Here is a 25,499-nt window from a genome sequence, read left to right on the forward strand (position 1 = left end):
TGTTTAATTTTTGTTTCGAAACAATTGATCTCCAATCACTTGTAAACGAGAATCAAAATTATTGGTAAACAAACCTCCTGTACCCAAACCTTGTGGCATTGTTGGATACAAAATCGCTGTCCATTGGGCAATTGCATTCAGTCCTAAATTGCTTTCTAGAGCCGAAGTTATCCAAAAATCAATGCCCAGCTGATCGCAACATTCGATCCACTCGAGAGAACCTCGAATTCCACCTACCAAACTGGGTTTCAGAATGATGTACTGTGATCGTATTGTGGCCAATAAATTGTATTTTTCGTGACGACCAAAAACTCCGATCAACTCTTCATCCAAGGCAATTGGTACAGGAGTTTGAGCACACAACTTAGCCATCTCCTCGATTTGATGAGCTTTGATGGGCTGTTCGATCGAATGAATTGCCAAGGGCGCTAATTGTTCCAAAACCTTTTGCGCTTCGGTAAAACTGAATCCGCCGTTTGCATCGACGCGTATTTCGAGTTTTTCTGCCGGAAAATGTGTTCGCAATTCTTTCAAAATTTGGTATTCAGCCTCCCAATTCACTCCGATTTTTATTTTGATGCACCGGAATCCTGCTTTCAATTTTTCGTCGATTTGCGCTTTCATGAAATCGACTTCTCCCATCCAAATCAGCCCATTAATTAAAATCCCATTTTCACCATTTTTGAATGCCGATTCGAACAAATCTGGATTGTATGGATCGTTGTAATCGTCGTTGTATTGGTTGAACCTAAACGACTGATATACTTGTTCTAAACCAAATTGAATCGAGGGAAATTCTCTCAATTCTTCCCACAAATCATCGAGTGATTTTTGCGGATATTGCTCGCAAGCCCACTGCAATTTTTCTTCGTAATTGGGGACGTCATCTGCACTCAATCCTTTGAATAATCCGCATTCTCCGAGATAGACTTTTCCGTTGGTTTCTAGTTTCAAAATATAAGTCAATTTCTCTGTCAGCACGCCACGAGACGTTCCACCTGGTTTTTTGAATTTTAAAATATACGGTTCAAAACTGAGTTTCATTTTTTGGTCGATTTTAGTATAAAAAACGGCTGAATGCTCAGCCGAAAATTAAAAAATTATGATGATGAATTTTAGATTTCTAATGCCTCACCAATCGGTAAAATAATTAAGGTTTTACCAGCGTCTGCAAATGTTGATTTTGCTTGTTCTACATCAATTTTGATTGGCGGAAAGGTGTTGTAATGATAGCCCAAAACACGATCGAGCTGTAGGTATTCTGCTGCAATTACCGCATCATCCACGCCCATTGTAAAATTATCACCAATTGGCAAAATGCCTAAATCTAGTTTGCCGATGGTTTCCGGAATTAATTTCATTTCGTATGTCAGAGCGGTATCCCCAGCAATGTACAATCGTTTTGTTTTGTTTTCGATGATATATCCATTTGGATTTCCACCGTAAGATCCGTCTGCAAACGAACTCGAATGAAAGGCAATGGTCGATTTCAGCGCACCAAAATCAAAAGTATATTTTCCGCCTGTATTCATCCCATGGGTCTCAAAACCTTTGGCTGCATAATAAGAGGCAATTTCGGCGTTCGAAATGATTGAAGCATTTTTTTGTTTCGCAAGCTCTTCTACATCGTAAACATGGTCTTGATGCGCATGAGTCAAAAGAATATAATCGGGTTGTAACTGTTTGAAATCAATATTTTTAGCAAGCTCATTTGGTGTAATAAAGGGGTCTACAATTATTCTTTTACCCTCTATTTCTATCAACAAACTTGCATGCCCTAAATAAGTAACTTTCATAATCTAAGTTTTTGTTGTGAACGAATATACTAAATAATTAACGAATGACGGTATCGATAAATTGAAATCCGATTAAACCATAACCTAATAAAATGGCGAAAAATAAAGCCAACAGAGCAATAGGTTTCAAAAATTGATCGAAATCTTTCGGCTCGGTTACCCTCATGATTTGGCGACGAATATTCCCCGAAAGGAGAAACAAAACCAAAAAAACGAGTCCGCTTAGCCGATTGGGTTTCAAGAGCATTACAAAAGAAACTCCGAGAAGAAAAGGTAAATTCATCAACACAATTTGATAGATTTTCGCATTTTTTATACCCATCCGCGCGGCCAAAGTCATTTTGTTGTTTTTCATATCGTTTTCAATATCTCGCATATTGTTCATGTTGAGCACCGCAACGCTCCAAAATCCGATGGCTGCAGCAGCCAAAAGATTCACCCATTGAAACGATTTAGAATATAAAAATTCGCCACCCAAAACTGCAAGCAAACCAAAAAATATAAAAACAAAAAGATCGCCCAAACCTAAATATCCATAAGGCTTTTTACCCATGGTATAACCTATTGCAGCTAAGATACTTGCAAGCCCCAACCCAAAGAAAAGGTAGAGCTCATTGATGAAATTGGGAACGAATGCCACATACAATAATGCACAAATACTGACAATTGAAATGACCACCATGATGATGATTGCAGTTTTCATTTGATTGGGCAAAATTTCACCAGAAGCAACCGCCCTCTTCTCTCCTACACGATGAGTATCTGTACCTTTTATCGCATCGCCATAATCGTTGGCATAATTGGATAAAACCTGAAAACAAAAGGCTGTGAAGAGTGATAATAAAAAAATGTCGATTTGGAAAGTTCCATTGAATTTTGCTATAAATCCTGCCAAAATTAGTCCGCTAAGCGAGAGTGGCAAGGTGCGTAATCGAGCTGCTTGAATCCATTTTTTCATAGATTGCAAAGATAATTAAGATAATGATGGAATGAGAATTTCTGACGATAAAAAGTGTTGCATCGATTCGATAAATTTTTAAGTATCCAACGCTACTTTTCGGATTGGTTTAATGAAAATGGCAATAATAATTACCGTAAGCAAGGTCATCGAACCACCAAAAATGATGGCCGGCAACAAGCCCAAAAAAGTTGCGGCAACACCACTTTCTAAAGCTCCCAATTCGTTGGACGAACTTACGAATATTGAATTCACTGAAGAAACTCTCCCTTTGAGATTTTCGGGTGTTTTTACTTGTAAAATGCTTTGTCTTATCACCATCGAAATAGCATCAAAAGCGCCTGCTAACATAAGGATAGCAAAGCAAAAGTAAATGTTTCGGCTAAGCCCAAAGCCAATGATACAAATGCCAAACATGGCGACAGCGCCGAGTAATTTTGGACCAACATTTCCTTTCAAAAACCTTGAAAAGGTAGACAATAAAAACATCATGATCAACGATCCAATTCCGTGTGCCGAACGCAAAAAACCAAACACTTCCGAACCCTGATTGAGCACTTTGTCTACAAATGCAGGCAACAAAGACTCTGCACCACCAAAGAAAACCGCAAACATATCCAAGCTGAGAACAGCTAAAATAACTGGCGTTGTCCAAATGAATCGCAAGCCTTCTTTGATGCGTTGCATGGGCGATTCGGTCGATTCAGATTCGGTAATATTGGCAGGTTTTGGGTTGATAAGCAAAATCATCACCATCGAAATACACATGATGACAAATGCAGTAATGAGCGAAAATTTGATCCCGAAGTTTGCCAAAAGCAAGCCGCCAGAAAGCGGTCCTAAAACCGAACCAATCATGAAAGCTGATGACGAAATTGGGATAGCTTTGGGATAATTTTCTTTGCGAACAACCAAGGCCAACATTGCAAACAACGAAGGACCAGAAAAAGCACGCGTAAGTCCTAATATGAAAAACACAAAATAACAAACCCCAAGATAACCATAAACTCCAAACACAGCTCGCACCGATTCGAGGTTGATAAGCATGAGCACAAAGGAAGAAATCATATAGCTGATAATACTGAAAACCAGTATCTTACGTTTGTCTACTTTATCTACCAATTGTCCTGCATAAAACGCCATGATGAGAATCGGAAAAAATTCGAATAAACCAATTAAACCCAAATAAATTTCTTTCTGTGTCAATCTGAATATCTCGTACGCAACCGAAGTACTCTGGATGAAGAGTGCAAAAATCAAGGAAAAACGTAAAAAGATAAACGGTATAAATTCTTTATTTCTCCATACAGATGGAATATTATCTTGCGGCATATAATATTTTTAGAAATATAAAAATACATTGAAATTAGCTTTACTTCATCATTCCAAAAAAATAATCATGAGAAACTTCTTTCCTTCTACTCCAAAAGCTGAAAAAAATTAGCTTAAAAAAAAGTTATGAAAATTTTTTTAAATCCTAATCTATATTTAATTTAGACCAGTTAAAAATATAATATTATGAAGAAATTTTTTACCTTAGTATTATTGCTGCCACTTGCACTGAAAGCACAAAAATTCGAAGAAGTAAGCACCCATTTGTCAAACTTTTACTACTCTTCTTGTGATACAGGTGATATTGACGGAGACGGATTTTTAGACCTTGTTCACAATGGTGCAGTTGATTCTGACAACAATGGCTCAGTAGACACCACAAAAAATTTTGTGTATAAAAACAACAACGGAAACTTTTCGCAATTTTATGATTTTGGTCAAAATGCTACGCATTTAGGCGGAATAAAATTTATCGATTTTGATAACGACGGATTGTTGGACATTGTGTCAACTGGTCTTAGTTATATGGATGTAGTTAATTACCAACAGTATCTTTATCGCAATACTGGAAATGGATTTGAGTTTGTAGAAAATATTCCAGGGAAAGTATACAGTTCTATTGAAGTTTTTGATTTTAACCATGATGGAAAACAAGATTATGCTATAAACGGAGTGCAATACCTAGACAAAGAAGGTTTCGTATATAATTTAGATTTATTTACAAACAAAGGAAACGGGTTCGATCAAATATTTGGCTGGTTACCAGGCACACAAAACGGAAGTTTCAAAATCATGGATCTCAACAACGACAAGCTTTTAGATGCAGTGGTTTTTGGTTTTGATGAAGAAACAGAAGCTACCTTTACAATCTACATTAACAATCAAGGAACATTAGAGGCAAGCCAAACTCTAAGTGGTGTAGCAAACGGAAAAGTGGCTTATGCAGACTTCAATGCAGATGGATTTCTAGACTTGGTTGTTACCGGGGTAGATGCAAACTATGATTTATACCTCGCCGTATTATGGAACGATGGCAACGGCAATTTTACCATAACTGTCATAGAGAATGAAGGTCTCGGACAATCTAGTATACAAACAGGCGATTTGAATAACGACGGTTATTACGATTTTGTGCTCATCGGTGATGATAAATTCTTTGACGGCTCTGTAAAAATATTCACTTACGACCCGTCAACCAATAGCTTTACCAAAGCTAAAGATACTGGTTTGTACAATTTGGGCGGTACTGGTCATATTACGTTGTTTGATTATGACAACGACAACCAACTCGATATTCTCATGTCAGGTTTTGCTTGGGAAGAAGAAAATTATCCTGCACTTACCAAGCTGTACAAAAACATCAGCACAGAAAAAAATCTTCCACCTTCGCCACCAACCGATTTGCAACTGAGTAAAACCGATAATAAATACAGTTTTTCGTGGTCTGGTGCAACAGACGATAAGACACCTACCAAAGCACTGAAGTACGAACTAAAAGTTGGCACTTCATCTGGCGCGGGAGATATTGCAAAGTATGTAGTGACGACGCCTTATTGGTTTTTAGAGCTTGACGAAGCTTATGAAAATCTCTATTGGAGCGTGAAAACGATCGATGCCTCAAATGCTTATTCCGAGTCGTCTAAAGAAGAAAATCTAGGTTTGATTAGCAATCAAAAAGAGGTGATAAAAGTTTATCCTAATCCAGCATCAGATAAAATTCACATCCATGCGGAAAACATCGAGGCAGTCGCTTTGTACGATCTGAAAGGTGCTGAGATAAACGTAAAAATTAAAAACGGTATTATCAACATTGCACATTTGGAAAAAGGAATTTACATTTTGAAAATCTATAGCGATGGAAAATTTTATACCGAAAAAATCATTAAAGAGTAAGGCTAACTTTTCATAATTATTTATAATTTTCATCAAAGCCGGTTGTTGTCCTATTATCAGACAATGACCGGCTTTTCTGTTGAATGATTTTTTTGTGAACTTAAAAAAAATGCTTATCTGAATCTAGAAAAATCTCGTTTTCTTTTCTCTAAAAATGCATTTCTACCCTCCTCGGCTTCTTCTGTCCCGTAGGCAAAACGTGTGGTTTCACCAGCAAAAATTTGCTGTCCGACCAATCCGTCATCGACCAAGTTGAAAGCGTATTTCAACATTTTTATAGCGGTAGGTGATTTGGTTAAGATTTCTTGTGCCCAATCGAAAGCGACTTGCTCCAATTCGTTGTGCGGTACCACTAGGTTTACCATTCCCATTTCGTAAGCTTCTTGTGCAGAGTAGTTTAGACCCAAAAAGAAAATTTCGCGAGCACGTTTTTGTCCAACTTGTCTTGCCAAATATGCCGAACCATAACCAGCATCAAAACTTGCGACATCGGCATCGGTTTGTTTGAATATGGCGTGTTCTTTAGAAGCCAAAGTCATATCGCAAACCACATGCAAAGAATGTCCACCACCTACAGCCCAGCCATTGACTACCGCCACAACAACTTTGGTTGAGAAACGAATCAATCGTTGAACCTCCAAAATATTCAGTCGGCCAATACCATCGCTTCCTTCATAGCCTTTTTTTCCTCGCACCCGCTGATCGCCTCCCGAGCAAAAAGCCCAACCGCCATCTTTGGGCGAAGGTCCCTCACCTGTCAACAAAATTACACCAACTTCTCTGTCTTCTTCTGCCAGCTGAAAAGCGTCCAACAGTTCGAACACCGTTTTTGGTCTAAAAGCATTTCTCACCTCTGGTCTGTTGAAGGCAATTCGCATCACGCCATCGCATTTCTTAAAGGTGATGTCTTCGTATTCTTTTACCGTTTGCCAATTGATATTTGCCATGTTTTTTTATTTTTCAATAACCCCTAAACGACGTAAAATTTTCAGATCGTATGGGTTTGGTTTATACTTCGCTTTTCTGATGAAATGGGTGAAATTCTCTAAAGTTCCAATCTGATAATTGACGCGTACAATTGGTTTTCCATCTTCGAAGTGCGTAATCGGAATTTCGGATACACATCGGGCAATAATTTTTCCTTCTAAATTGATCAAGCCAAACTTTATCAAATGATAATCTGGCGTCCCGAAATAGGGATAACGCGCCAAAATATCCGGTCGTTCTACTTTGATTTTAGATTTTTGCCCCATAGTTAAAAGTCCGTCCCCTATCGACATCAAATATTCCCATTCAAAAGGCATTATTTGTTGGTTTTGTTTGTTGATCGCTCCCCACTTTTGATTTTTCATCACGCCTGCATGTCCAAAACGAAAATCTGAACAGCCATCGTATTCTACCGGAATTACGATTTCGTTCGATTTGTTGATGAATCCCCATTTATCGCCAATTTTCACTGCGCATAAATCATCTATAAAGTCAGAGGTCAAATCATATTCCAACGGAATTACGATTTCTTCTTTGGCATTTACAAATCCCCATTTTCCGTCTTTCGTTACGCTGTAATTGCCCTCGAACGCAGGCACAATCTTATCATAGCTAAGGCTGAGAATCACTTCGCCTTCTTGGTTGATAAGACCGTATTTCTGATCTTTACTCACCAATCCATGCCCATTTCTATCGAATACCGTGATCTGATGCCAAGCGGTATTTTCGTCGTGCATCGTTGCATTGAACTGGTCTACTTCATTTGGTTTTAACTTCATTGTTTTTCTTCCATTTGATTGAATTGTCAAAGATATAATTATTTTATTTTCGATAGAATAATTGCTTGCTTCAATATGGCAACTATTTCTTGTATTTCGTCCAAATTTGTATGTCCGAAACCTATTCTCATCGCCGAAATATGCTGATTCTGATAAAGGATATGCTGTGGTATGAACAATTTCAGGGCTTTGGCATTTTGTTTCAATTTCATCAGGTTGAGGTTGTTTTTAAATTCAATCCAAACGGCTAAACCTCCGCTTGGCAAAGTAAATTGCACTTCGTTTGATAATTCTTTTTTCAATGTTTTGGCCAAAAAATCTCTTCGTTCTTGGTAGATTTTATTAGCTTTTTTCAAATACCGATGAATATTGCCCTCTTCAATAAGTTCGCCCAAAACCTGTTCCATGAGTACATCTCCTTGCCTATCCAAGATATTGAGGTATTTTTTGGTTTCTAAAATAAAATCTTCTGGCGCAACTAAAAATCCGGTTCTGAAACCTGGCGCCAATGATTTACCAAAAGAACCGATGTAGATTACTCGTCCAAGCTGGTCGGCACTTGCCAAAGGCAAAAGTGGATGGCGATCGAAATGAAAATCATAATCGAAATCGTCTTCTAAGATTACAAAACCATATTTTTCTGCCAATTCGAGCAAGGCAATTCTTCGAGCAGCACTCAAGGTCACGGTTGTAGGATAATGGTGATGTGGCGTAAGATACAGCATTCTTACCTTTTGACGCTCGCAAATTATTCGCAAAGCGTCCACATCCAAACCTTCTTCGTCTACTGGAACGGTGAGTACATTAGCTCCTTTTTGATTGAAAATCATATTCGGAACATAGTAACTTAACGCGGCAACGACCACCACATCTTTGGGTTTGAGGATGATTTCGGTTGCAATATAAATACACATTTCCAAGCTCCGGGTAACGGTAATTTGGTTAGATGAAACATGCAAGCCTCGCGAAAGATTCAGAAAATTGCTTAGATTTTTCCTGAAATAAAGATTGCCGTTGAGCGAGGTTTGAGCAAAGGACGAGCGATTGGTTTTTCTATTCAGATTCGAAGAATACAAACGCGAAGACAATGCAACTTCAGTCAGTCGAATATCGGGTATGCCATCGTTGATGCTCAAAAGGTTTTCTTCGTTTTCTGAAGGAAAATCTAATACATTCGATTTTTCGAACTCGAAACCACATTGCGTGGCATAGAGTTGTAAGGAAGCATTTTTGGGTCGAAATCGTTTTTTTTCTTTTTCAGATTTAGTCAGGATAAAACATCCTATATTCGGAATTTTTTCGATCCATCCTTGCGCTTCCAATTCGTCATAAGCCTTCACAATAGTATTTCTATGCACCGCGAGCTTTTTACTCATTTCTCGGGTTCCAGGCAAACGATTACCGTGCAACAAAAACTGTCGCTGAATGGCATTGATCAGTTGATTGGCGATTTGCAAATATATTGGAGTCTTGCTTGCCAAATCAATTTGCACTAACGATTGTATCGGAATTTCTACCGGACTACTCATAATCTATAAACTGGCACCTTTCAATAGTACGGCAAGATAGTATTTTTGGCCCGAAAATTAATTATAGAACATGAGAAAAGTAGTTTGTACACTTACAACACTTATGAGTGCGTTGGTTTTTGCTCAGTATACACAAGATACCATTCAGGTAAACGAAGTCACTGTCAACAGCAATCGATTCCATACGCCTTTGTCTAAAGAAAACCGCAATGTAAATGTCATTACCCGAACCGACATCGAGAAAATGCCAGCGCGAACGCTACAAGAAGTTTTACAATATGCCAATGGTGTAGATCTTCGTCAACGTGGCGTTTTTGGTTCGCAAGCAGATATCAGCATCGACGGCGGAAGCTTCGAGCAAACTTTGGTTTTGGTAAACGGTGTGAAAATTTCTGATCATCAGACAGCTCACAATACGCTCAATTTACCCCTACCAGTAGAAGCGATAGAGCAAATCGAAATCGTGAGAGGGCCTGCGGCTCGAGTTTACGGTAATAATAGCCTTACGGGAGTTATCAACATCATTACCAGAAAACCTAAAAAATCTGGACTTTTCGTTCAAACGCATTTCGGTACTAATTTCAAGAAAAACGAAGAAAAAACATCAGAAAATTACCATCTGAGAGGCGTGCAATTGGGCGGAGCCATTTATCAAGACAAACATCAACATCTGTTGTTTGCTTCGCACGACAAAAGTAACGGGTATAGATACAACACCGCTTTCGAAAACAACAAAATATTCTACCAAAATCAAATCGAGTTGAATAGCGAAAACAAATTGCAAACCAGCTTGGGATATGTAAAAAATGGGTTCGGGGCGAATGGTTTCTATGCGGCACCAGGCGATAAAGATTCAAAAGAATTTGTAGAAACTTTCTTGGCTGCCATCCAAACCCAGCATCAGCTAAACGATAGATTTACCTTGAAACCGCAAGTGTATTATCGTTACAATTTTGATGATTATCGCTACCTGAAACACAATCTCAACAGAGCAAGAAGCAAACACTATTCGAATGCGGGTGGTGCAGAAGTCAACGCCACTTACCTTTTGACTAAAGGAATGTTGGGATTTGGTGTAGAATATAGACACGAACAAATAAAATCTACGGCAATTGGCGATCACACCAGAGACAATTTTGGATTCTATGGAGAATATAAGGTAGATTGGACCGAAAGATTCAACACCAATATTGGTTTTTATACCAATTACAACAGCAGCTATGATTGGCAATTTTTCCCAGGGATAGACCTAAGTTATCAACTGGTTGACGGACTGAAATGGATAGGAAATCTAGGCAGTAGCCAGCGCATTCCGTCGTTCACCGATTTGTACCTAGATCAGCGACCAGGCAACATTGGAAATCCAGAAGTAGAACCCGAAAAAGCGTTTCAGGCAGAAACTGGTTTCAAATGGAACAAAAACGGTTTCAATGCAGAAGCTTTTTATTTTCATAGAAAGATAAACGATTTTATCGACTGGGTACGTCAAGATTCCAACGAGCCTTGGCAAGCCAATAATTTTGGTAATCTCCAAACCAATGGGGTAAACATCAGAACCAATTATGCGTGGCATTTTGCACAAAACAAATCATTGAATTTTGGTCTGAGTTATTCCTACTTAGACAGTGAATTCACGCAGCTTGCCAACGAATATGCATCCAAATACAAAATAGAAAGCCTCAAACATCAGTTTACAAATACTTTAAATTTTTCCATTATCGATTTCTCATTGGGCGTGACAAACCGTTATCATACACGCTACTCAGGAGACTCCTATTGGGTGACAGACGCCAGAATGAGTTACCGTCTGAAAGATCTGACATTTTACTTAGACGGGCAAAACATTTTTGGTGCCGAATACCGCGAGGTTGGAGCTATTCCACTCCCGAGCCAATGGTTTACAATCGGTGTAAAGTTTCTTAATTTTTGATAAAATGCCTAATAAAAAAATGAGAAACAGAAAAAACGTCTTGGCTATGCCAAGACGTTTTGTATTTGAATAAAATAATAAGCTAATTCGTTATTTTTTGTACAATACCGTAACTCCTTCTTGATTTGGTAAAGTAGGTCTTACAGGCTGTGCGGTAACAATTCCTTTTTTCTCTTTTTTCACGTTGTCTAAGAAGAACGGAACCCAAGACAATGCCATGGTCGATAAAAAGATGATACCCCAAAAACCACATAGAGCAATGATCAAAAACACTAAAAATCCAAAAAACTGTATCATGATGACTTATTTTTACGTGAACAAATTTATAAAATTAATTTTTAAAGTAAAACTAATAATTATCACTTTCTAAAGAATTTTCAGTTTCATAACTTTGTGTCAATTCATTAAAAACTAAAAAAAAATCAGAAAAATGGAATATAGAATCGAGAAAGACACCATGGGAGAAGTAAAAGTTCCTGCCGATAAATATTGGGGTGCTCAAACCGAAAGATCAAGAAACAACTTCAAAATTGGACCTGCAGCATCGATGCCGCACGAAATCATCGAAGGCTTTGCTTACCTCAAAAAAGCTGCAGCTTATGCCAACGCAGAATTAGGCGTTCTTCCAGTAGAAAAACGAGACGCAATTGCTGCTGTATGTGACGAAATTTTAGCTGGGAAATTAGACGATCAATTTCCATTAGTTATCTGGCAAACCGGTTCTGGTACGCAATCTAACATGAATTTGAACGAAGTGATTGCAAACCGCGCTCAGGTTTTAGCAGGTCAAAAAATAGGCGAAGGTGAACCTATTTTAAAAGCAAATGATGATGTAAACAAATCACAATCATCAAACGACACTTACCCAACCGGAATGCACATTGCCGCCTACAAAGCAGTGGTCGAAATCACGATTCCGGGAGTTGAAAAATTAAGAGATACCTTGGCAAAAAAAGCCGAAGAATTCAAAAAAGTTGTGAAAATTGGGCGTACCCATTTAATGGATGCAACCCCACTTACTTTAGGACAAGAAGTTTCGGGCTATGTTGCACAATTAAATCATGGTCTGAAAGCCTTGAAAAACACACTTCCACACCTGTCTGAATTGGCTTTGGGCGGAACTGCAGTGGGTACAGGATTGAACACACCAGACGGATACGATGTTTTGGTAGCCAAATATATAGCCGATTTTACGGGGCATCCGTTTGTAACGGCAGAAAATAAATTTGAAGCCTTGGCTGCTCACGATGCTATTGTAGAATCGCATGGCGCATTGAAACAATTGGCTGTTTCGTTGAACAAAATCGCCAACGACATCCGCATGTTAGCTTCTGGACCTCGTTCGGGAATCGGAGAAATTTTTATTCCAGAAAACGAACCAGGTTCATCGATTATGCCAGGAAAGGTAAATCCGACCCAATGCGAGGCCTTGACCATGGTGGCGGCACAAGTAATGGGGAACGATGTCGCGATTACGATTGGTGGTACACAAGGGCATTATGAGTTAAACGTTTTCAAACCGTTGATGGCTGCAAACTTCTTACAATCTGCGCGTCTTATTGGAGATGCTTGCGTTTCGTTTGATGAACACTGCGCTCGAGGAATCGAGCCGAACTATACAAGAATTAAAGAATTGGTAGACAATTCGCTCATGTTGGTTACGGCATTGAACACCAAAATAGGTTATTACAAAGCTGCAGAAATTGCACAAACTGCTCATAAAAATAATGCAACCCTTAGAGAAACGGCGATTGCATTGGGCTATGTAACAGCTGAAGATTTCGACGCTTGGGTGAAGCCAGAAGATATGGTAGGTAAAATTTAATAGTATTATTAGAGTAAAAAATCCGCTCAATTGAGCGGATTTTTTATACAATTCCAACCTCTACCGATTGGCTTTTTTTATTATTCGATAATCTTCGCGTCTTCCACATCTGCATATCGGGCTTGGGTCATTTCCCAATTGAGGTATTTCATAATTTCTTTGTTAAAATATTTGAAACCGAACATCAAAATACCTAAATCATCAATCAAACCGAAAGGTCCCAACAACATTTCGGGTAGAAAATCTATCGGAGAAATAAGATAAAGCAACACAAAGGCAGTAATCATCAAATTGGACCAACTAGGATTGTAGTTGCCTTTTGCAACGTGACCTGCCATACGAAAAGCTGCTCTCACTTTGTTTACAAAAGATTTGTCTTGTTTGGCTTGCATTGCTGCTGCTCCTGCTAATTTGAAAAATTTTGTTTTGTTCATTTTCAGTTAAAAAGAATTAAATCTTCTGTATAATATTCAATTCACGTGCCAAGAAATAAATCTGTCAGTTCTAATTATTTATCACCTTCTTGAAGTTTTTTTTCTATACAAAAAATCCATTCGGTTTTACGGTTATAAAACTCCTCTTCTGCCATCATACGATAGACTTTTTTTGTTTCCTCGTACTTTTCTTTATCCATTGTTTCGGGGTTGAACGCAGGTAATTGTTGGACCTCGACAACTATTTTGGTCGAGTGACCTTTGTAATGTAATTCTTTTTCTATTTTTTCCATGCCATGACAAAATTTCTATACAAATTTAGGATTAAATTAAGACGACGCAGCCAGATTGTTTTGTAATTTTACCAACCAAGTTTTTGACAATATTTTTCTTTATGGATTTGCAAGACCAATTACGAAATCTCTTTCCAGATCATCAGTTTTCGGAAGAAACAACAGAAGAAACAAGCGAACATCAACTTTGGATGCAAGACGAGCCACTGAGTTGTAAATACGAAAAGCGAAAAGGTAAACCAATTACCATCATCGATGGCTACACTGGTGCAGATGAAGACTTCAAACAATTGGCAAAAGAAATCAAAACCTTTCTTGGTGTTGGAGGAAGTTTTAAGGATGATCAGATCATTATCCAAGGAGATTATCGTGACAAAATCATGAACATGTTGAAAGAGAAAGGTTTCAAGGTGAAAAGAGTTGGGGGATAAATTGTAAATTAGTTGTTTATTATAATTTGTATTTGAAAATGAGTAAAGCATCTTCAGAATTAATTTTAAATCCAGATGGTAGCATTTACCATTGTAATATAAAACCAGAACATTTGGCAGATTTGGTTATCACGGTGGGCGATCCGAATCGGGTAGCCAGAGTTTCTCAACACTTCGATACCATCGAACATAAAGCATCTAAAAGAGAAATCATTTCGCATACTGGGACTTATAAAGGAAAGCGCATGACGGTGATTTCTACTGGTATGGGAACAGATAATATCGATATTGTTTTATCGGAATTGGACGCCTTAGCCAATATCGATTTGCAACGTGGCGAAGAAAAAGAAGAATTTAGAAAACTTTCGATTGTAAGAATCGGTACTTCGGGTGCGCTGCAAGAAGACATTCCGGTAGATTCTTATGTGATTGGATCGCATGGATTGGGCTTAGACGGTTTGTTGCATTATTATGTTGGTAGTGAAAAAGTGATGAATCCTGCAATCGAAGATGCCTTTATACAACATGTAGATTGGTCTCCCAACAAGGCAAGACCGTATGTTGTAGAAGGCTCAACTTCTTTATTCGATTTGTTGTCATCAGATCAGACGCATCATGGTATCACGGCGACCGCTTGTGGTTTTTATGGACCGCAAGGAAGATATTTGCGCCTAGAACCAAATCCAGCTGATATAAACGAAAGGCTTACCACCTTCAGCCATGGAGATTTTAGAATTTCTAATTTCGAAATGGAAACTTCTGCTATTTATGGTTTAGCCAAAATGATGGGACACGAAGCCTTGTCGATCAATGCCATTGTTGCCAACCGTATAAGAGGCGAATTTTCTAAAGATACCTACGCAACCATAGACCAAATGATTGTCTATGCGTTAGAAAAATTAGCAAAATTATAATGCCAACCGATACAGTAAGTATCGGTTTTTTAATGTTGTTTGAATCATGCCTCGAGTTATCGAAAAACCTAAATTATGGACAAGCAGTTTTATCTTTGCTTGTATAGCTAATTTATTAACGGGGGTAGCTTTTTACCAAATCAGTGTTACGCTTCCTTTTTATATTTTAGAACATTTTCATGTTGACAAAGCCAAGATGTCGTATATTTTGTCGTCTTACGTTTTGGCAGCTCTTTTCATCCGATTTTTTTCGGGTTTTATCGTCGATAATTTTTCGCGCAAAAAGGTGTATTTAATTTCTTTTATTGCCTTTGTCTCGCTATTTTTCGGTTATACCATTGCCTCTAGTATTGTATTTCTTTTTGTCTTACGATTTTTTCATGGGCTCACTTGGGGAATGATCACCACGTCTAGCAATACGCTTGCGATAGATTTATTGCCCTCTAAAAGACGAGGAGAAGGCATCGGATATTATGGTCTGATGTCTACATTAGCCATGTCTGTTGGACCAATTTGCGGAATGTATATTTACGAAAAATATCCGTTCAATTACATCTTTTATTCTGCACTTATTTTCGGTTTTGTAGGAGTTATATGTGCTATTTTCATCAAAAATCCCGAAAAAGAAAAGAAATTATCACCTGATAAAAAGAATCGAACTCCCCTTACACTCGATCGTTTTATTTTGTTGAGCGCTATTCCTTTGGCTGTCAATGTATTGCTGTTAGAGGTGATTTATGGTGCTTTGTACACCTTCGGAGTGATGTATGGAAAGGAAATCAACATACCTGGAGCCAGCTATATGTTTTTGAGTATCGCGATTGGAATTGGTCTTTCTAGGGTTTTCAGTGGGCAGTTGATCGATAGAGGTTGGATAAATGAAGTAAACCTGACTGGAGTAACCCTCATTGCTTTGGGATTTTTCTTTATCGCTTATCCCGTTTTAGACTGGCTTTATTTTTTCGGGGCGTTTATCATCGGATTGGGTTTTGGTGTTTCGATTCCCGCTTTTCAGACGCAATTCATGAACATGACGACGGCAGATAAAAGAGGCTCTGCGAATTCAACATTTTTTATTGCTATTGATCTCGGAATTGGTATCGGTATGGTTGCATCAGGAAGTATCGCTACGATTTTTGGATTTCAGAAACTATTTTTGTTTTCTGGGATTTTGGGACTCATCGCTATTGCCTACTATTATTTCATCGCGATAAAAACATACAATAGCCGTAGACTTTAGGGCGAGAACAAAAAAACTGGTATTGCTACCAGTTTTTTGATCTTAATCAATTAAAATCAAAGAATTGTAAAAAAAGAATAGAGAAATTAATCCATATAGTTAATCTGATTTAAACTTTGAACTTTATTGTTATGTCTTGAAATGAGGAAATAAGTCAAGATTAAATATACAGGCCACAAAACCACTAATGCAACTCCTGCTGTATAGAAAGCCGCAAAAATCGTAAATAGCAATAAAACTATCCCAAGCGGAACAGCGTAATACATCAAGCCTAATGGCCCGAAGAGCAAGGTAAACAACAAGGCGCTTCCCATGTTTTTGTGTTCGAGAATCTTAGGCTCCTTTTTACTCGATTTTGTCTTAATTTCTCTCATTCTTGTTTAATGGTATTGATTATGAACTTACCCAAGTTAATCTTTTTTTTTAAATTAAGAACATTTTGTAATATTATTTAGAGAGTAATTGTTCAAAATTTGTATAAAAATCAATATTTTTACAATTTTATTAAAAATAAAATAATTAAAAAGCGTAAAAAGGAATAAAAAAATCCGTTCTGTGAACGGATTTCAAAATTAGTCTTGTTGAATCTTATTTCAACCTGCGTTGTTTATAGATTTCTTCAGCTCGTTTTACTGCATTATAAGCGTCTACGACACCGCCACTTACTGAAATATCTTTTAGTTGATCGTTTTTGTTTACAGTTTCCATGAGTATATTGCGAATATCTTCTGCAGATAATTTTGGATAGTGTGACCAAACCAAGGCTGCAACGCCAGCAACTGCAGGTGACGCCATCGAAGTACCGTTCAAGAAACGATATTCTGAAACTCCGGGATAGGTAGCATAGATTTCGGCTCCAGGTCCAAAAACATCTACCGATTTTTTTCCAAAGTTAGAAAAACGCGCTTTCAAACTGTCTGAATTTCTTGTGCTTGCCCCAACAGTAAGTACCGATTTGCTCACCGCAACACCATTGTCGTTGAAATTTGTTGGATAATGGATGTGAACATCGATGTCTTCGTTGCTGTTACCGGCTGCTTTCACAATCAAAACATTGCGATCAGAAGCATATTTGAACGCATCCCAAACGATTTTTTTATCTGGCGAATAGGCTTTACCAAACGACATATTCAAGATTTTAGCACCGTTATCCACTGCATAGCGAATAGCATTTGCTACGTCTTTGTCGCGCTCGTCACCGTTTGGTACCATGCGAACACTCATGATTTTCACGTGGTTACCTCCAGCTGTACCTTCGTTACCAATTTTGTTGCCGCGTACTGCTGCGATGATTCCTGCTACATGCGTACCGTGCGAAGCTTCTGGACCATTAGAGTCAGCATTACCATAAAATTTTTCGTTTACATTGGCATAATTATCAACTTTCAATTCGGCACGTGGATCGAGATTCAAATTATAATGCGCATTTACAGCTGATAAATATCGTTCGTATTGCGCTTTTGCAATCCCCAAATATTTAGCCGAAATTTCTTTCATGGTTTTTCCTTCCCATTCTTTTGGTTCCATTTCGTTGAAAACCCAAAGCGTTTGCAAAACATTTTCATCGTCGGTATCGAAGTTTTTCAAGACTTCTTCCGTGAGTTTTGTTTCACCAAAAATATTGTTCAGTTTTGTAAATCCGGGTTCTAGGTTTTTCATTTTTGCTTCGGCAATTGCCAAATTGTATTTTGATCTCCCTAAGTCTGAATTGAATTCTTTTTTAATTTTCTGATATTCGGCATATTCTGCAGGAAATTTAGCTTCGTTCGATTTGTTGGTTGCTGTATTAGGCGTTTCGAATAAAGCTTGATATTTTTTGTACAAACGAGTACTTTCTAAGGTATCATCGTTGTAGTTAACACCGTATTGATTTCCTAAAAAAGACCATCCGTGCACATCGTCTATGTAGCCATTTTTATCGTCATCTATTCCATTTCCCGGAATTTCTTTTGGGTTCACCCACATGTTGTCTTTTAAATCTTCGTGGTAATGTTCCACTCCAGAATCCAATACGCCAACCACCAATTTTTGCGGTTTGCGTTTGTTTTGTTTCAAAAAGTCCAAAGCCTTATCGGTGTTCACACCATAAACGCCTGTTGTGGTAAAATCTGCATGATACCATGATTCTTTAGGAACTTCTGTCTGTCCATAGGTAAACTGTGCCGAGAATAAAATCCCAATTGCTAGAATAAATTTTTTCATATTTTTTATACTTCTAATTGTTTTAAAAAATTGCTTGATGCAGGTCCTTCATTAAATAACAAATCCAAAATACTCAAATTATGTTCAAATTCGAATTTATCGCCAAAAACTTGGTAATAAGGTGGAATCTGAGTGGTATTTTTTTTGGCGTTAAAACGCGTTCTATAATCGTCGTTTTCTGCCAAAACCTCGTAGCCATTGGTCAACTCAAAGTTGAGCTCCAACTTCAATTTCTCGTTGATGAAGGCTATAGTTTTGAGGTTGATATCTAACAAATATTTCTCTTTTCTCTCGAAAAGTGGTGTCACATCATCCTCATAAAATTCAAAATAAGGCGAGCTTTTGTAAGCTGCGATCAACGATTTCAGGTGTTCTTTTTGCCAATCGTAATCATATGACGGCTGAATGTCTTTCAATACTCTTTTTCCATTATGTAAAATCGGAATGCCGAGCATGAGTGGACCGTTTGCTCCCAACACATAACAGCGATTACGGTAGGTTTGTTTCTGAAAATTTTCGAACTGTTCTATGCGAAATGTTTCATTCTGAGCCAAATTGGCAAAATAATCGATTGGTCCAAAATAAAAAGCTGAAAACACCTTCATTAATCAAATTTTTTAGCTTCTTTTTTACGTTTTCTATCTTTGTAAAAATCATATCCCAACCATAAAAATAGGGCAATTAAGACATAGATTCCGTATGATTTTTTGTTTGGATTGTCGTTGTTGATCGAGGTAAAGGCTCTATCCCACAAGAATTTTTTTGGCGCTGGCTCGAATATGCCATTGGCATTCATCCAAATCAAAATTGGACGCCCAATGATGTGATCTTCTGGTACATAGCCAAAGAAACGAGCATCTAAAGATTGATTTCGGTTGTCTCCCATCATGAAGAAATAATCTTGTTTGATGGTATATTGTTTGGTAGGTTGATCGTTGATCGTGACGTTGAATTTTCCGTTTGCAGAGTCGACCACCAAACGATTCTGTTCGTATTTGCGAATGATGTTCCAATACTGTGGCAAGTTTTCTTTAGTCAATGTAATCACATCGCCTTTTTTGGGGATATATAATGGTCCATATTGATCTTCGTTCCAATGCTTGTTTACTGGGAAAATAGAATTGGTAGAATCGATCTGGGTTTGATTACTGCCTTTGTAACGAATATTATGAAATCCGACCGGATTTGAAATCTGATCCACAGAGATCACATTGGTATTTTTTCTGAAAGATGATACAATTTTATCATCCAAACCAAAAAAGATGTACACGTACTGATTTCCTTCTTGTTTGATGTTATAATCATTACGAATCAGTCCGAAATCATCGTACAACAATTTTTCGCTAAAAGGCGCTTTTGTAATCACTTGATAAGCATGTTGTACCAGGGCGTCTTTTTTGGGGATAAATTTCTGTCCGTTCACATACAATACACCATTCGAAATTCGGATAGTATCACCTGGCATACCAACCAAACGTTTTACATATGCATCTTTACGATCGATTGCGGTGAACAGAGAATCGGTTGGATAGTTGAAAACTACAATATCATTGGCTTTCAAATCTCGCCATCCTGGTATTCGCATATAAGGCAATCTCACCTTGTTGATGAACAAATTTCGGTTGATAAATTCTGAATAAGGAATTCCTAAAGGCGTAATCGGTACACGCGCTCCATAGCTTACTTTTTCTACAAAAAGCGCATCACCAATTTTGATGGTATTTTCCATAGAACCAGTGGGAACAATCATCGGTTGTACAAACCAGTTGTGTATAATTGTCGCCAAAACTATGGCAAAAATCAAAGACGAAACTATGGTAGATTTTCTTTTTTCGGGACCGATGTATTTTGGTTTTTCTACATAATTGAGGTAGCCTGTGTACAAACCTAAAGTCATCACCATGATTACTTTATCTTTTAGCTCGATTTTGCCGAAACTATCGCCTAAATCGACAAAGAAAATCAGCCAAAAAATTGGTCCTACAATTGGAAGGTAGAAAAGGATGATCCACCATTTTGGTCGCTCGATGATTTCCAAACCTTTCCAAACGTTGAGAAAAGGGACAAAGGCATGCCAAGATTTTTTACCTGCCAACGAATAAAGATTAAAAGTTAATGCTCCAAAGATGATATTGAAGATGATAAAACCTATTAACCAATAAATTAATAAATCCATATTGTTTTTATTTTTGTGTTAAACCTAGCACATCTTTCATGCTGAAAATTCCTTTTTTATCCTTGATCCATTCTGCTGCAATTACTGCACCCAAAGCAAATCCTTTTCTGCTATGAGCCGTGTGCGTGATGCTGATGGTATCAACATCCGAAACGTATTCTACCGTATGCGTACCCGGCACCTGATCGATTCGTTTTGCTGTAACGGGAATCGTACCCTCAGACCGCTTATCCAACGACCAATTTTCATATTGAGAATGATTGATAATGGTTTCGGCTATGCTGATTGCGGTTCCACTTGGTGCATCTAATTTTTGCGTATGATGAACCTCTTCGATTTCGATTTGATATTGATCGCGATACGGATTCATCAGTTGAGCTAAATGAGCTGTTACTTCAAAAAACAAATTGACCCCCAAACTGAAATTGGATGCTGTAAGAAACGTACCATCTTGTTGCTTTACCAAGTCGGCAACTTCACCGTACCGATCAAGCCAACCTGTTGTACCAGAAACAACTGGAATCCCCATATAAAGTAATTCTTTAATATTATCTACCGCAACATCTGGCTGGGTAAATTCTATCGCCACCTCTGCTCCGTTGATCTCTTCCGAGGTTGGGGTATGATTGAGTTTTGCCACCACTTCATGCCTTCTTTCGAGCAGAATTTCTTCGATGGCTTTACCCATTTTACCATATCCTATTAGTGCTACTTTCATCTAATGTGTTACAATTTGTTTTTAAAATTTAAAATTTAATGCAATTCCATATTGTGTTTGCATCAAATACGAATCGTAATTGATCATTGGATTTATTGCTAAATCTGGATCTTTATTTATCCCAAACAAATGGGCGTCTACCGATGCGTCTATGATATTGAGGACGTAGACCAAAGCCGTGAGGCCAATCGCATAATCGCGATATCGGCGTTTGTCATCTTGGATTCTTCCCAACTGCTCTGCCGACAGGCGATCGTAACCCGTAGGGATGTCATCTAATCTTCCCTCTAAACGAGCAATATAATAACCTTTGAATTTTTTGTAATCGTTGTTGAAATAGATCGTAAACCCAACTCCTGTTCCCAGTAAACCCCATACGATTGGCGCTTTCCATACTTTTTCGTTATAGATTTGCCCTAAACCTGGTGCTACTGCCGAATAAAGTGAGGCCTTGATCGGACTTTTCATATTCAGATAGTCGATTTCTTGAGCAATGGTATCGGCTACAATCGTTGAAGGGGGGTCTTCTTCTAATTGAGAAAAAACGACACCGCTCCAAGCAACAAAAAAGCAAATCAGCAGCTTATGAATTGTTTTCATCTAAGAATTTTCTCAATCGTTCGAATTCGTCATCTGAACTAAAATTGAGGATTATCTTTCCTTTTCCATTTTTAGCTCGTTTTATTTCAACCTTTGTACCCAAAGAATCGCCAATAGATTTTAAAGCCGCTTGGTATTCGTCTGGTAATGCAGGCGTTGTATTTTCTTTTTTTACTGGACCTTTTTTCAGGTTTTTAATCAAGTTCTCGGTCTCGCGAACCGATAGATTTTGTTGGATGATGCGCTCGTAAATTTTAAATTGTTCATCCAAATCTTCAACAGCAATCAAGGCGCGACCATGTCCCATCGAAATCATCCCGTCACGAATTCCGGTCTGGATGATGGGGTCTAATTTCAACAATCGTAAATAATTAGTAATCGACGAGCGGTCTTTTCCCACACGCTTGCTCAATTCTTCTTGTGTCAACTTGATGTCTTCGATCAGCTGTCTGTACGACAAGGCAATTTCGATGGCATCTAAATCTTGACGTTGAATATTTTCGACCAATGCCATCTCCAACATCTCTTGATCGTTTGCCAAACGCACATAGGCTGGGATGGTTTCTTTTTCTGCTAATTGCGAAGCTCTGAAACGTCTTTCACCCGAAATCAGCTCGTATGTTCCGTCTGCTTTTTTGCGCACCGTAATAGGCTGTATAACGCCTAATGACTGAATCGAAGTTACCAAATCGTCTAAAGCTTCTTTATCAAACTTGGTTCGCGGTTGCCACGGATTGGCTACAATTTTGCTCAACTCGATTTCGATGATATTCCCTACCAATCGCTTTGCGCCTTCGTCTGAAGCCGAATTTACGGTAGGTTCGTCTTTCAACAAAGCAGAGAGTCCGCGACCCAAACGGTTATTTTTATTCGGTTTTGCCATTTTATATTATACAGTATCGTTATTATTGATTAATAATTCACGTGCTAAATTAAGGTAATTTTCTGCACCTTTGCTTCCGGCATCATATTGTATGATGGTTTCGCCAAAACTTGGTGCCTCCGACAAACGAACATTTCGTTGGATCACCGTTTTGAATACCATTTGTGGAAAATGATTGTTCACTTCGTCTACCACTTGGTTCGATAATCGCAACCTAGAATCGTACATGGTCAACAATAAACCTTCGATATCCAATTCTGGGTTGTGGTGTTGTTGTACACCTTTTATTGTATTCAACAATTTTCCCAAACCTTCCAAAGCAAAGTATTCGCACTGTATCGGTACGATAACAGCGTCTGCTGCAGTAAGCGCATTCAGGGTTATCAATCCCAGAGATGGCGCACAATCGATGATGATATAGTCGTATCGATCGCGAATCTCTTTCAGTGCGTTTTTCAGCATATACTCTCGTTCTTCGTAATCTACGATCTCGATTTCTGCGGCTACTAAATCGACATGTGCCGGAATTAAATCTAAATTTGGCGTTTCGGTCGATACAATCGCATCAGAAGCCAAAATTTGATTTTCCAAGACTTCGTATGTGCCTTGCGCTACGGTTTCTGGGTCTACACCAAGCCCCGATGTCGCATTGGCCTGTGGATCGGCATCGATCAGTAAAACTTTCTTTTCTAATACTCCTAATGAAGCAGCTAAATTAACGGCTGTTGTGGTTTTTCCTACTCCACCTTTCTGATTGGCTATTGCAATTATTTTACCCATATTTTAGATTGAAATCGATTTCAAAAATACAACAAATCAACGATTGACTTCTTAAGGATTCTATAAATTTATAAACAAGAGTTTAGTTGTTTGATAATTAATCAACTACAAAATTACAATCGAATTTATTAATAAATCCTTAAACTATCTTAATATCTTATCAACGCTGAAATTTTTCGTTTATATTTGCAATTCATTGTATAGAACAAACTCAAGTAAGATTGGGTTTTAATTAATTTTTAAAGTTTAATCATTTTTAATCACTTTTGAATTGAAAAAACTATTGGTTTTCACGCACAAAGAGGTTTTACTTTGTCCTCAGAGTTTAGGTAAAACACAACGTAGAAACGTAGAAAAACACCTCAAATTTATCTAATTTATAATTCTAACGACAACAGTAAAAATGAAAACAAAATACATCGATTTAATCACCCAATCTTTTGATTTCCCGCAAGATGAATTCGATTTAGTTGGAGAAGATTTACACTTCAATGGTATCGATCTGATGGGATTGATCGAAGAATACGGTACTCCACTGAAATTCACTTATTTACCCAAAATTTCTCAGAACATTCAGCAAGCAAAAACTTGGTTTAACGAAGCGCGTGAGAAATTGAATTATGAGGGCACTTACAATTATTGTTACTGTACCAAAAGTTCGCACTTCAAACATATCATCAAAGAAGCCTTGAAAAATGACATCCATATTGAGACGTCTTCGGCATACGACATCAACATTGTAGAAAGTTTGTTGAACGAAGGACTGATGAATCACGACCAGTATGTGATTTGTAACGGTTTCAAACGAGAAGAATATGTAGAAAACATCGCACGACTGATCAACAATGGACATCGCAAAACCATTACCGTGATCGATAATTACGAAGAGGTTGACTTGTTTTCTGAAGCAATTGAAGGCGATTTCGAAATCGGAATTCGTATTGCGTCTGAAGAAGAGCCAAAATTCGAGTTTTATACCTCGCGATTAGGAATCGGATATAAAGACATCGTACCATTCTATCACAACATGGTAAAACCAAATGATCGCATCAAATTGAAAATGCTTCATTTCTTTATCAATACCGGAATCCGAGACAACTCGTATTATTGGAACGAACTGGTGAAATGTCTACGCGTGTACATCAACTTAAAAAAAGTTTGTCCAGAGTTGGATTCATTGAACATTGGTGGCGGATTCCCTATCAAAAATTCGTTGGCATTCCAGTATGATTATGGCTATATGGCCGAAGAAATTTTGGGGCAAATCAAAAAATATTGTGACGAAGAAGGCATTCCTGTGCCTAATATTTTTACAGAATTCGGATCGTTTACCGTTGGCGAAAGCGGCGGTATGATTTACAAAGTATTGTATCAGAAGAAACAAAACGACCGCGAATATTGGGACATGATCGACTCCTCTTTCATGACTACCCTACCCGATGCTTGGGCAATTTCGAAACGCTTCATCATGTTGCCCATCAACCGATGGAGCGATCCCTACGAACGCGTTTTGTTGGGTGGTCTGACCTGCGATTCCGACGATTATTACAACTCCGAACAGCATGTAAATGCCATCTATTTACCCAAATACGATTCGGCAAAACCGTTATACATTGGCTTCTTCAATACAGGAGCTTATCAAGACAACATCTCTGGTTTCGACGGTGTACACCACTGCCTTATTCCGCAACCCAAATACATCTTGATCGATGAAAATTACGATGTAAAAGTCTTTTCGGAAGAACAAGATTATCAAAGTGTATTGAAAAAATTAGGATATAATATAGCAACATAAAAAC

Annotated in this window: 25 protein-coding genes; 7 read left to right on the forward strand and 18 right to left on the reverse strand. The window is 38.0% G+C overall.

The features are described from left to right. Positions 1 to 3: 3 nt before the first annotated feature. The 4 genes from BN8061_RS09555 to BN8061_RS09570 all read right to left on the reverse strand — a co-directional run bounded on the left by BN8061_RS09555 (position 4) and on the right by BN8061_RS09570 (position 4,086). Positions 4 to 1,044: an o-succinylbenzoate synthase gene (locus BN8061_RS09555; RefSeq protein ID WP_068598764.1), complete on the reverse strand. Its 1,041-nt coding sequence runs from the start codon at positions 1,042 to 1,044 to the stop codon at positions 4 to 6. A 71-nt stretch (positions 1,045 to 1,115) separates the two neighbouring features. After that, the gene (locus BN8061_RS09560) at positions 1,116 to 1,796 is read right to left on the reverse strand and encodes a metal-dependent hydrolase (RefSeq protein ID WP_068598765.1); all 681 of its coding nucleotides are present in this window, start codon (positions 1,794 to 1,796) and stop codon (positions 1,116 to 1,118) included. A 37-nt stretch (positions 1,797 to 1,833) separates the two neighbouring features. Continuing rightward, positions 1,834 to 2,754, reverse strand: a complete 921-nt coding sequence (gene menA, locus BN8061_RS09565) for a 1,4-dihydroxy-2-naphthoate octaprenyltransferase (protein ID WP_068598766.1) — start codon at positions 2,752 to 2,754, stop codon at positions 1,834 to 1,836. A 78-nt stretch (positions 2,755 to 2,832) separates the two neighbouring features. Continuing rightward, entirely contained in the window at positions 2,833 to 4,086 is a 1,254-nt protein-coding gene (locus BN8061_RS09570; protein WP_068598767.1) for an MFS transporter, read from the reverse strand. 186 nt (positions 4,087 to 4,272) lie between these two features. Here BN8061_RS09570 and BN8061_RS09575 point away from each other — a divergent pair, with 186 nt between their 5' ends. After that, positions 4,273 to 5,979, forward strand: coding sequence for a T9SS type A sorting domain-containing protein (locus BN8061_RS09575; protein ID WP_068598769.1), 1,707 nt, complete (start codon positions 4,273 to 4,275; stop codon positions 5,977 to 5,979). A 113-nt stretch (positions 5,980 to 6,092) separates the two neighbouring features. Here the strand turns inward: BN8061_RS09575 and BN8061_RS09580 are convergent, their stop codons facing one another. Genes BN8061_RS09580 through BN8061_RS09590 form a run of 3 tightly spaced genes read right to left on the reverse strand, consistent with a single transcriptional unit; the run spans position 6,093 to position 9,274 of the window. Further along, complete coding sequence (locus BN8061_RS09580; protein ID WP_068598771.1) at positions 6,093 to 6,926, reverse strand: 1,4-dihydroxy-2-naphthoyl-CoA synthase; 834 nt, start codon at positions 6,924 to 6,926, stop codon at positions 6,093 to 6,095. Positions 6,927 to 6,932: 6 nt separating this feature from the next. Further along, on the reverse strand, positions 6,933 to 7,745 hold the full coding sequence (locus BN8061_RS09585; RefSeq protein WP_068598773.1) for a WG repeat-containing protein: 813 nt from the start codon (positions 7,743 to 7,745) through the stop codon (positions 6,933 to 6,935). A gap of 38 nt (positions 7,746 to 7,783) precedes the next feature. Beyond that, the gene (locus BN8061_RS09590) at positions 7,784 to 9,274 is read right to left on the reverse strand and encodes an aminotransferase-like domain-containing protein (RefSeq protein ID WP_068598775.1); all 1,491 of its coding nucleotides are present in this window, start codon (positions 9,272 to 9,274) and stop codon (positions 7,784 to 7,786) included. 70 nt (positions 9,275 to 9,344) lie between these two features. On the opposite strand from BN8061_RS09590, the gene BN8061_RS09595 reads away from it, so the two are divergent. Beyond that, a complete protein-coding gene (locus BN8061_RS09595; protein ID WP_068598777.1) occupies positions 9,345 to 11,204 on the forward strand; it encodes a TonB-dependent receptor plug domain-containing protein in 1,860 nt (619 codons plus the stop codon). Positions 11,205 to 11,294: 90 nt separating this feature from the next. On the opposite strand, the gene BN8061_RS09600 is transcribed toward BN8061_RS09595, so the two are convergent. Beyond that, positions 11,295 to 11,501 (reverse strand): hypothetical protein, encoded by a 207-nt coding sequence (locus BN8061_RS09600; protein WP_068598779.1) that lies wholly within the window; start codon positions 11,499 to 11,501, stop codon positions 11,295 to 11,297. A gap of 133 nt (positions 11,502 to 11,634) precedes the next feature. Between BN8061_RS09600 and fumC the strand changes: the two genes are divergently transcribed. After that, positions 11,635 to 13,029, forward strand: a complete 1,395-nt coding sequence (gene fumC / locus BN8061_RS09605; RefSeq protein WP_068598781.1) for a class II fumarate hydratase — start codon at positions 11,635 to 11,637, stop codon at positions 13,027 to 13,029. 80 nt (positions 13,030 to 13,109) lie between these two features. Here the strand turns inward: fumC and BN8061_RS09610 are convergent, their stop codons facing one another. Next, positions 13,110 to 13,463, reverse strand: a complete 354-nt coding sequence (locus BN8061_RS09610; RefSeq protein WP_068598783.1) for a YkvA family protein — start codon at positions 13,461 to 13,463, stop codon at positions 13,110 to 13,112. A 74-nt stretch (positions 13,464 to 13,537) separates the two neighbouring features. Beyond that, on the reverse strand, positions 13,538 to 13,756 hold the full coding sequence (locus tag BN8061_RS09615; protein ID WP_068598785.1) for a hypothetical protein: 219 nt from the start codon (positions 13,754 to 13,756) through the stop codon (positions 13,538 to 13,540). Positions 13,757 to 13,857: 101 nt separating this feature from the next. On the opposite strand from BN8061_RS09615, the gene BN8061_RS09620 reads away from it, so the two are divergent. The 3 genes from BN8061_RS09620 to BN8061_RS09630 are packed head-to-tail and all read left to right on the forward strand — an operon-like array spanning position 13,858 to position 16,341. Next, on the forward strand, positions 13,858 to 14,187 hold the full coding sequence (locus BN8061_RS09620) for a translation initiation factor (RefSeq protein ID WP_068598787.1): 330 nt from the start codon (positions 13,858 to 13,860) through the stop codon (positions 14,185 to 14,187). Positions 14,188 to 14,225: 38 nt separating this feature from the next. Continuing rightward, positions 14,226 to 15,101, forward strand: coding sequence for a nucleoside phosphorylase (locus tag BN8061_RS09625; RefSeq protein ID WP_068598789.1), 876 nt, complete (start codon positions 14,226 to 14,228; stop codon positions 15,099 to 15,101). Positions 15,102 to 15,147: 46 nt separating this feature from the next. Then, positions 15,148 to 16,341: an MFS transporter gene (locus BN8061_RS09630; RefSeq protein ID WP_068598791.1), complete on the forward strand. Its 1,194-nt coding sequence runs from the start codon at positions 15,148 to 15,150 to the stop codon at positions 16,339 to 16,341. Positions 16,342 to 16,427: 86 nt separating this feature from the next. Here BN8061_RS09630 and BN8061_RS09635 read toward each other — a convergent pair whose 3' ends face one another. The 8 genes from BN8061_RS09635 to BN8061_RS09670 form a co-directional block, all read right to left on the reverse strand. Then, complete coding sequence (locus BN8061_RS09635; protein ID WP_068598793.1) at positions 16,428 to 16,715, reverse strand: hypothetical protein; 288 nt, start codon at positions 16,713 to 16,715, stop codon at positions 16,428 to 16,430. 214 nt (positions 16,716 to 16,929) lie between these two features. After that, positions 16,930 to 18,543, reverse strand: a complete 1,614-nt coding sequence (locus BN8061_RS09640; protein ID WP_068598795.1) for a S8 family serine peptidase — start codon at positions 18,541 to 18,543, stop codon at positions 16,930 to 16,932. A gap of 5 nt (positions 18,544 to 18,548) precedes the next feature. Next, complete coding sequence (locus tag BN8061_RS09645) at positions 18,549 to 19,148, reverse strand: WbqC family protein (protein WP_068598797.1); 600 nt, start codon at positions 19,146 to 19,148, stop codon at positions 18,549 to 18,551. Further along, complete coding sequence (lepB, locus tag BN8061_RS09650; RefSeq protein WP_068598799.1) at positions 19,148 to 20,719, reverse strand: signal peptidase I; 1,572 nt, start codon at positions 20,717 to 20,719, stop codon at positions 19,148 to 19,150. Before lepB ends, BN8061_RS09645 begins: the two co-directional genes overlap by 1 nt. A 7-nt stretch (positions 20,720 to 20,726) precedes the next feature. Continuing rightward, positions 20,727 to 21,437 (reverse strand): 4-hydroxy-tetrahydrodipicolinate reductase, encoded by a 711-nt coding sequence (gene dapB, locus BN8061_RS09655; RefSeq protein ID WP_068598802.1) that lies wholly within the window; start codon positions 21,435 to 21,437, stop codon positions 20,727 to 20,729. Positions 21,438 to 21,458: 21 nt separating this feature from the next. Next, complete coding sequence (locus BN8061_RS09660; protein ID WP_068598804.1) at positions 21,459 to 22,037, reverse strand: DUF5683 domain-containing protein; 579 nt, start codon at positions 22,035 to 22,037, stop codon at positions 21,459 to 21,461. Then, the gene (locus BN8061_RS09665; RefSeq protein WP_068598806.1) at positions 22,021 to 22,920 is read right to left on the reverse strand and encodes a ParB/RepB/Spo0J family partition protein; all 900 of its coding nucleotides are present in this window, start codon (positions 22,918 to 22,920) and stop codon (positions 22,021 to 22,023) included. The genes BN8061_RS09660 and BN8061_RS09665 overlap by 17 nt, the downstream gene beginning before the upstream one ends. A gap of 6 nt (positions 22,921 to 22,926) precedes the next feature. Then, a complete protein-coding gene (locus BN8061_RS09670) occupies positions 22,927 to 23,700 on the reverse strand; it encodes a ParA family protein (protein ID WP_068598808.1) in 774 nt (257 codons plus the stop codon). Between the two features lie 403 nt (positions 23,701 to 24,103). On the opposite strand from BN8061_RS09670, the gene BN8061_RS09675 reads away from it, so the two are divergent. Then, complete coding sequence (locus BN8061_RS09675) at positions 24,104 to 25,495, forward strand: type III PLP-dependent enzyme domain-containing protein (protein WP_068598810.1); 1,392 nt, start codon at positions 24,104 to 24,106, stop codon at positions 25,493 to 25,495. Positions 25,496 to 25,499: the final 4 nt, after the last annotated feature.

The organism is Vaginella massiliensis (genome assembly GCF_900089075.1).
GTDB classification, from domain to species: Bacteria; Bacteroidota; Bacteroidia; order Flavobacteriales; family Weeksellaceae; genus Weeksella; species Weeksella massiliensis_A.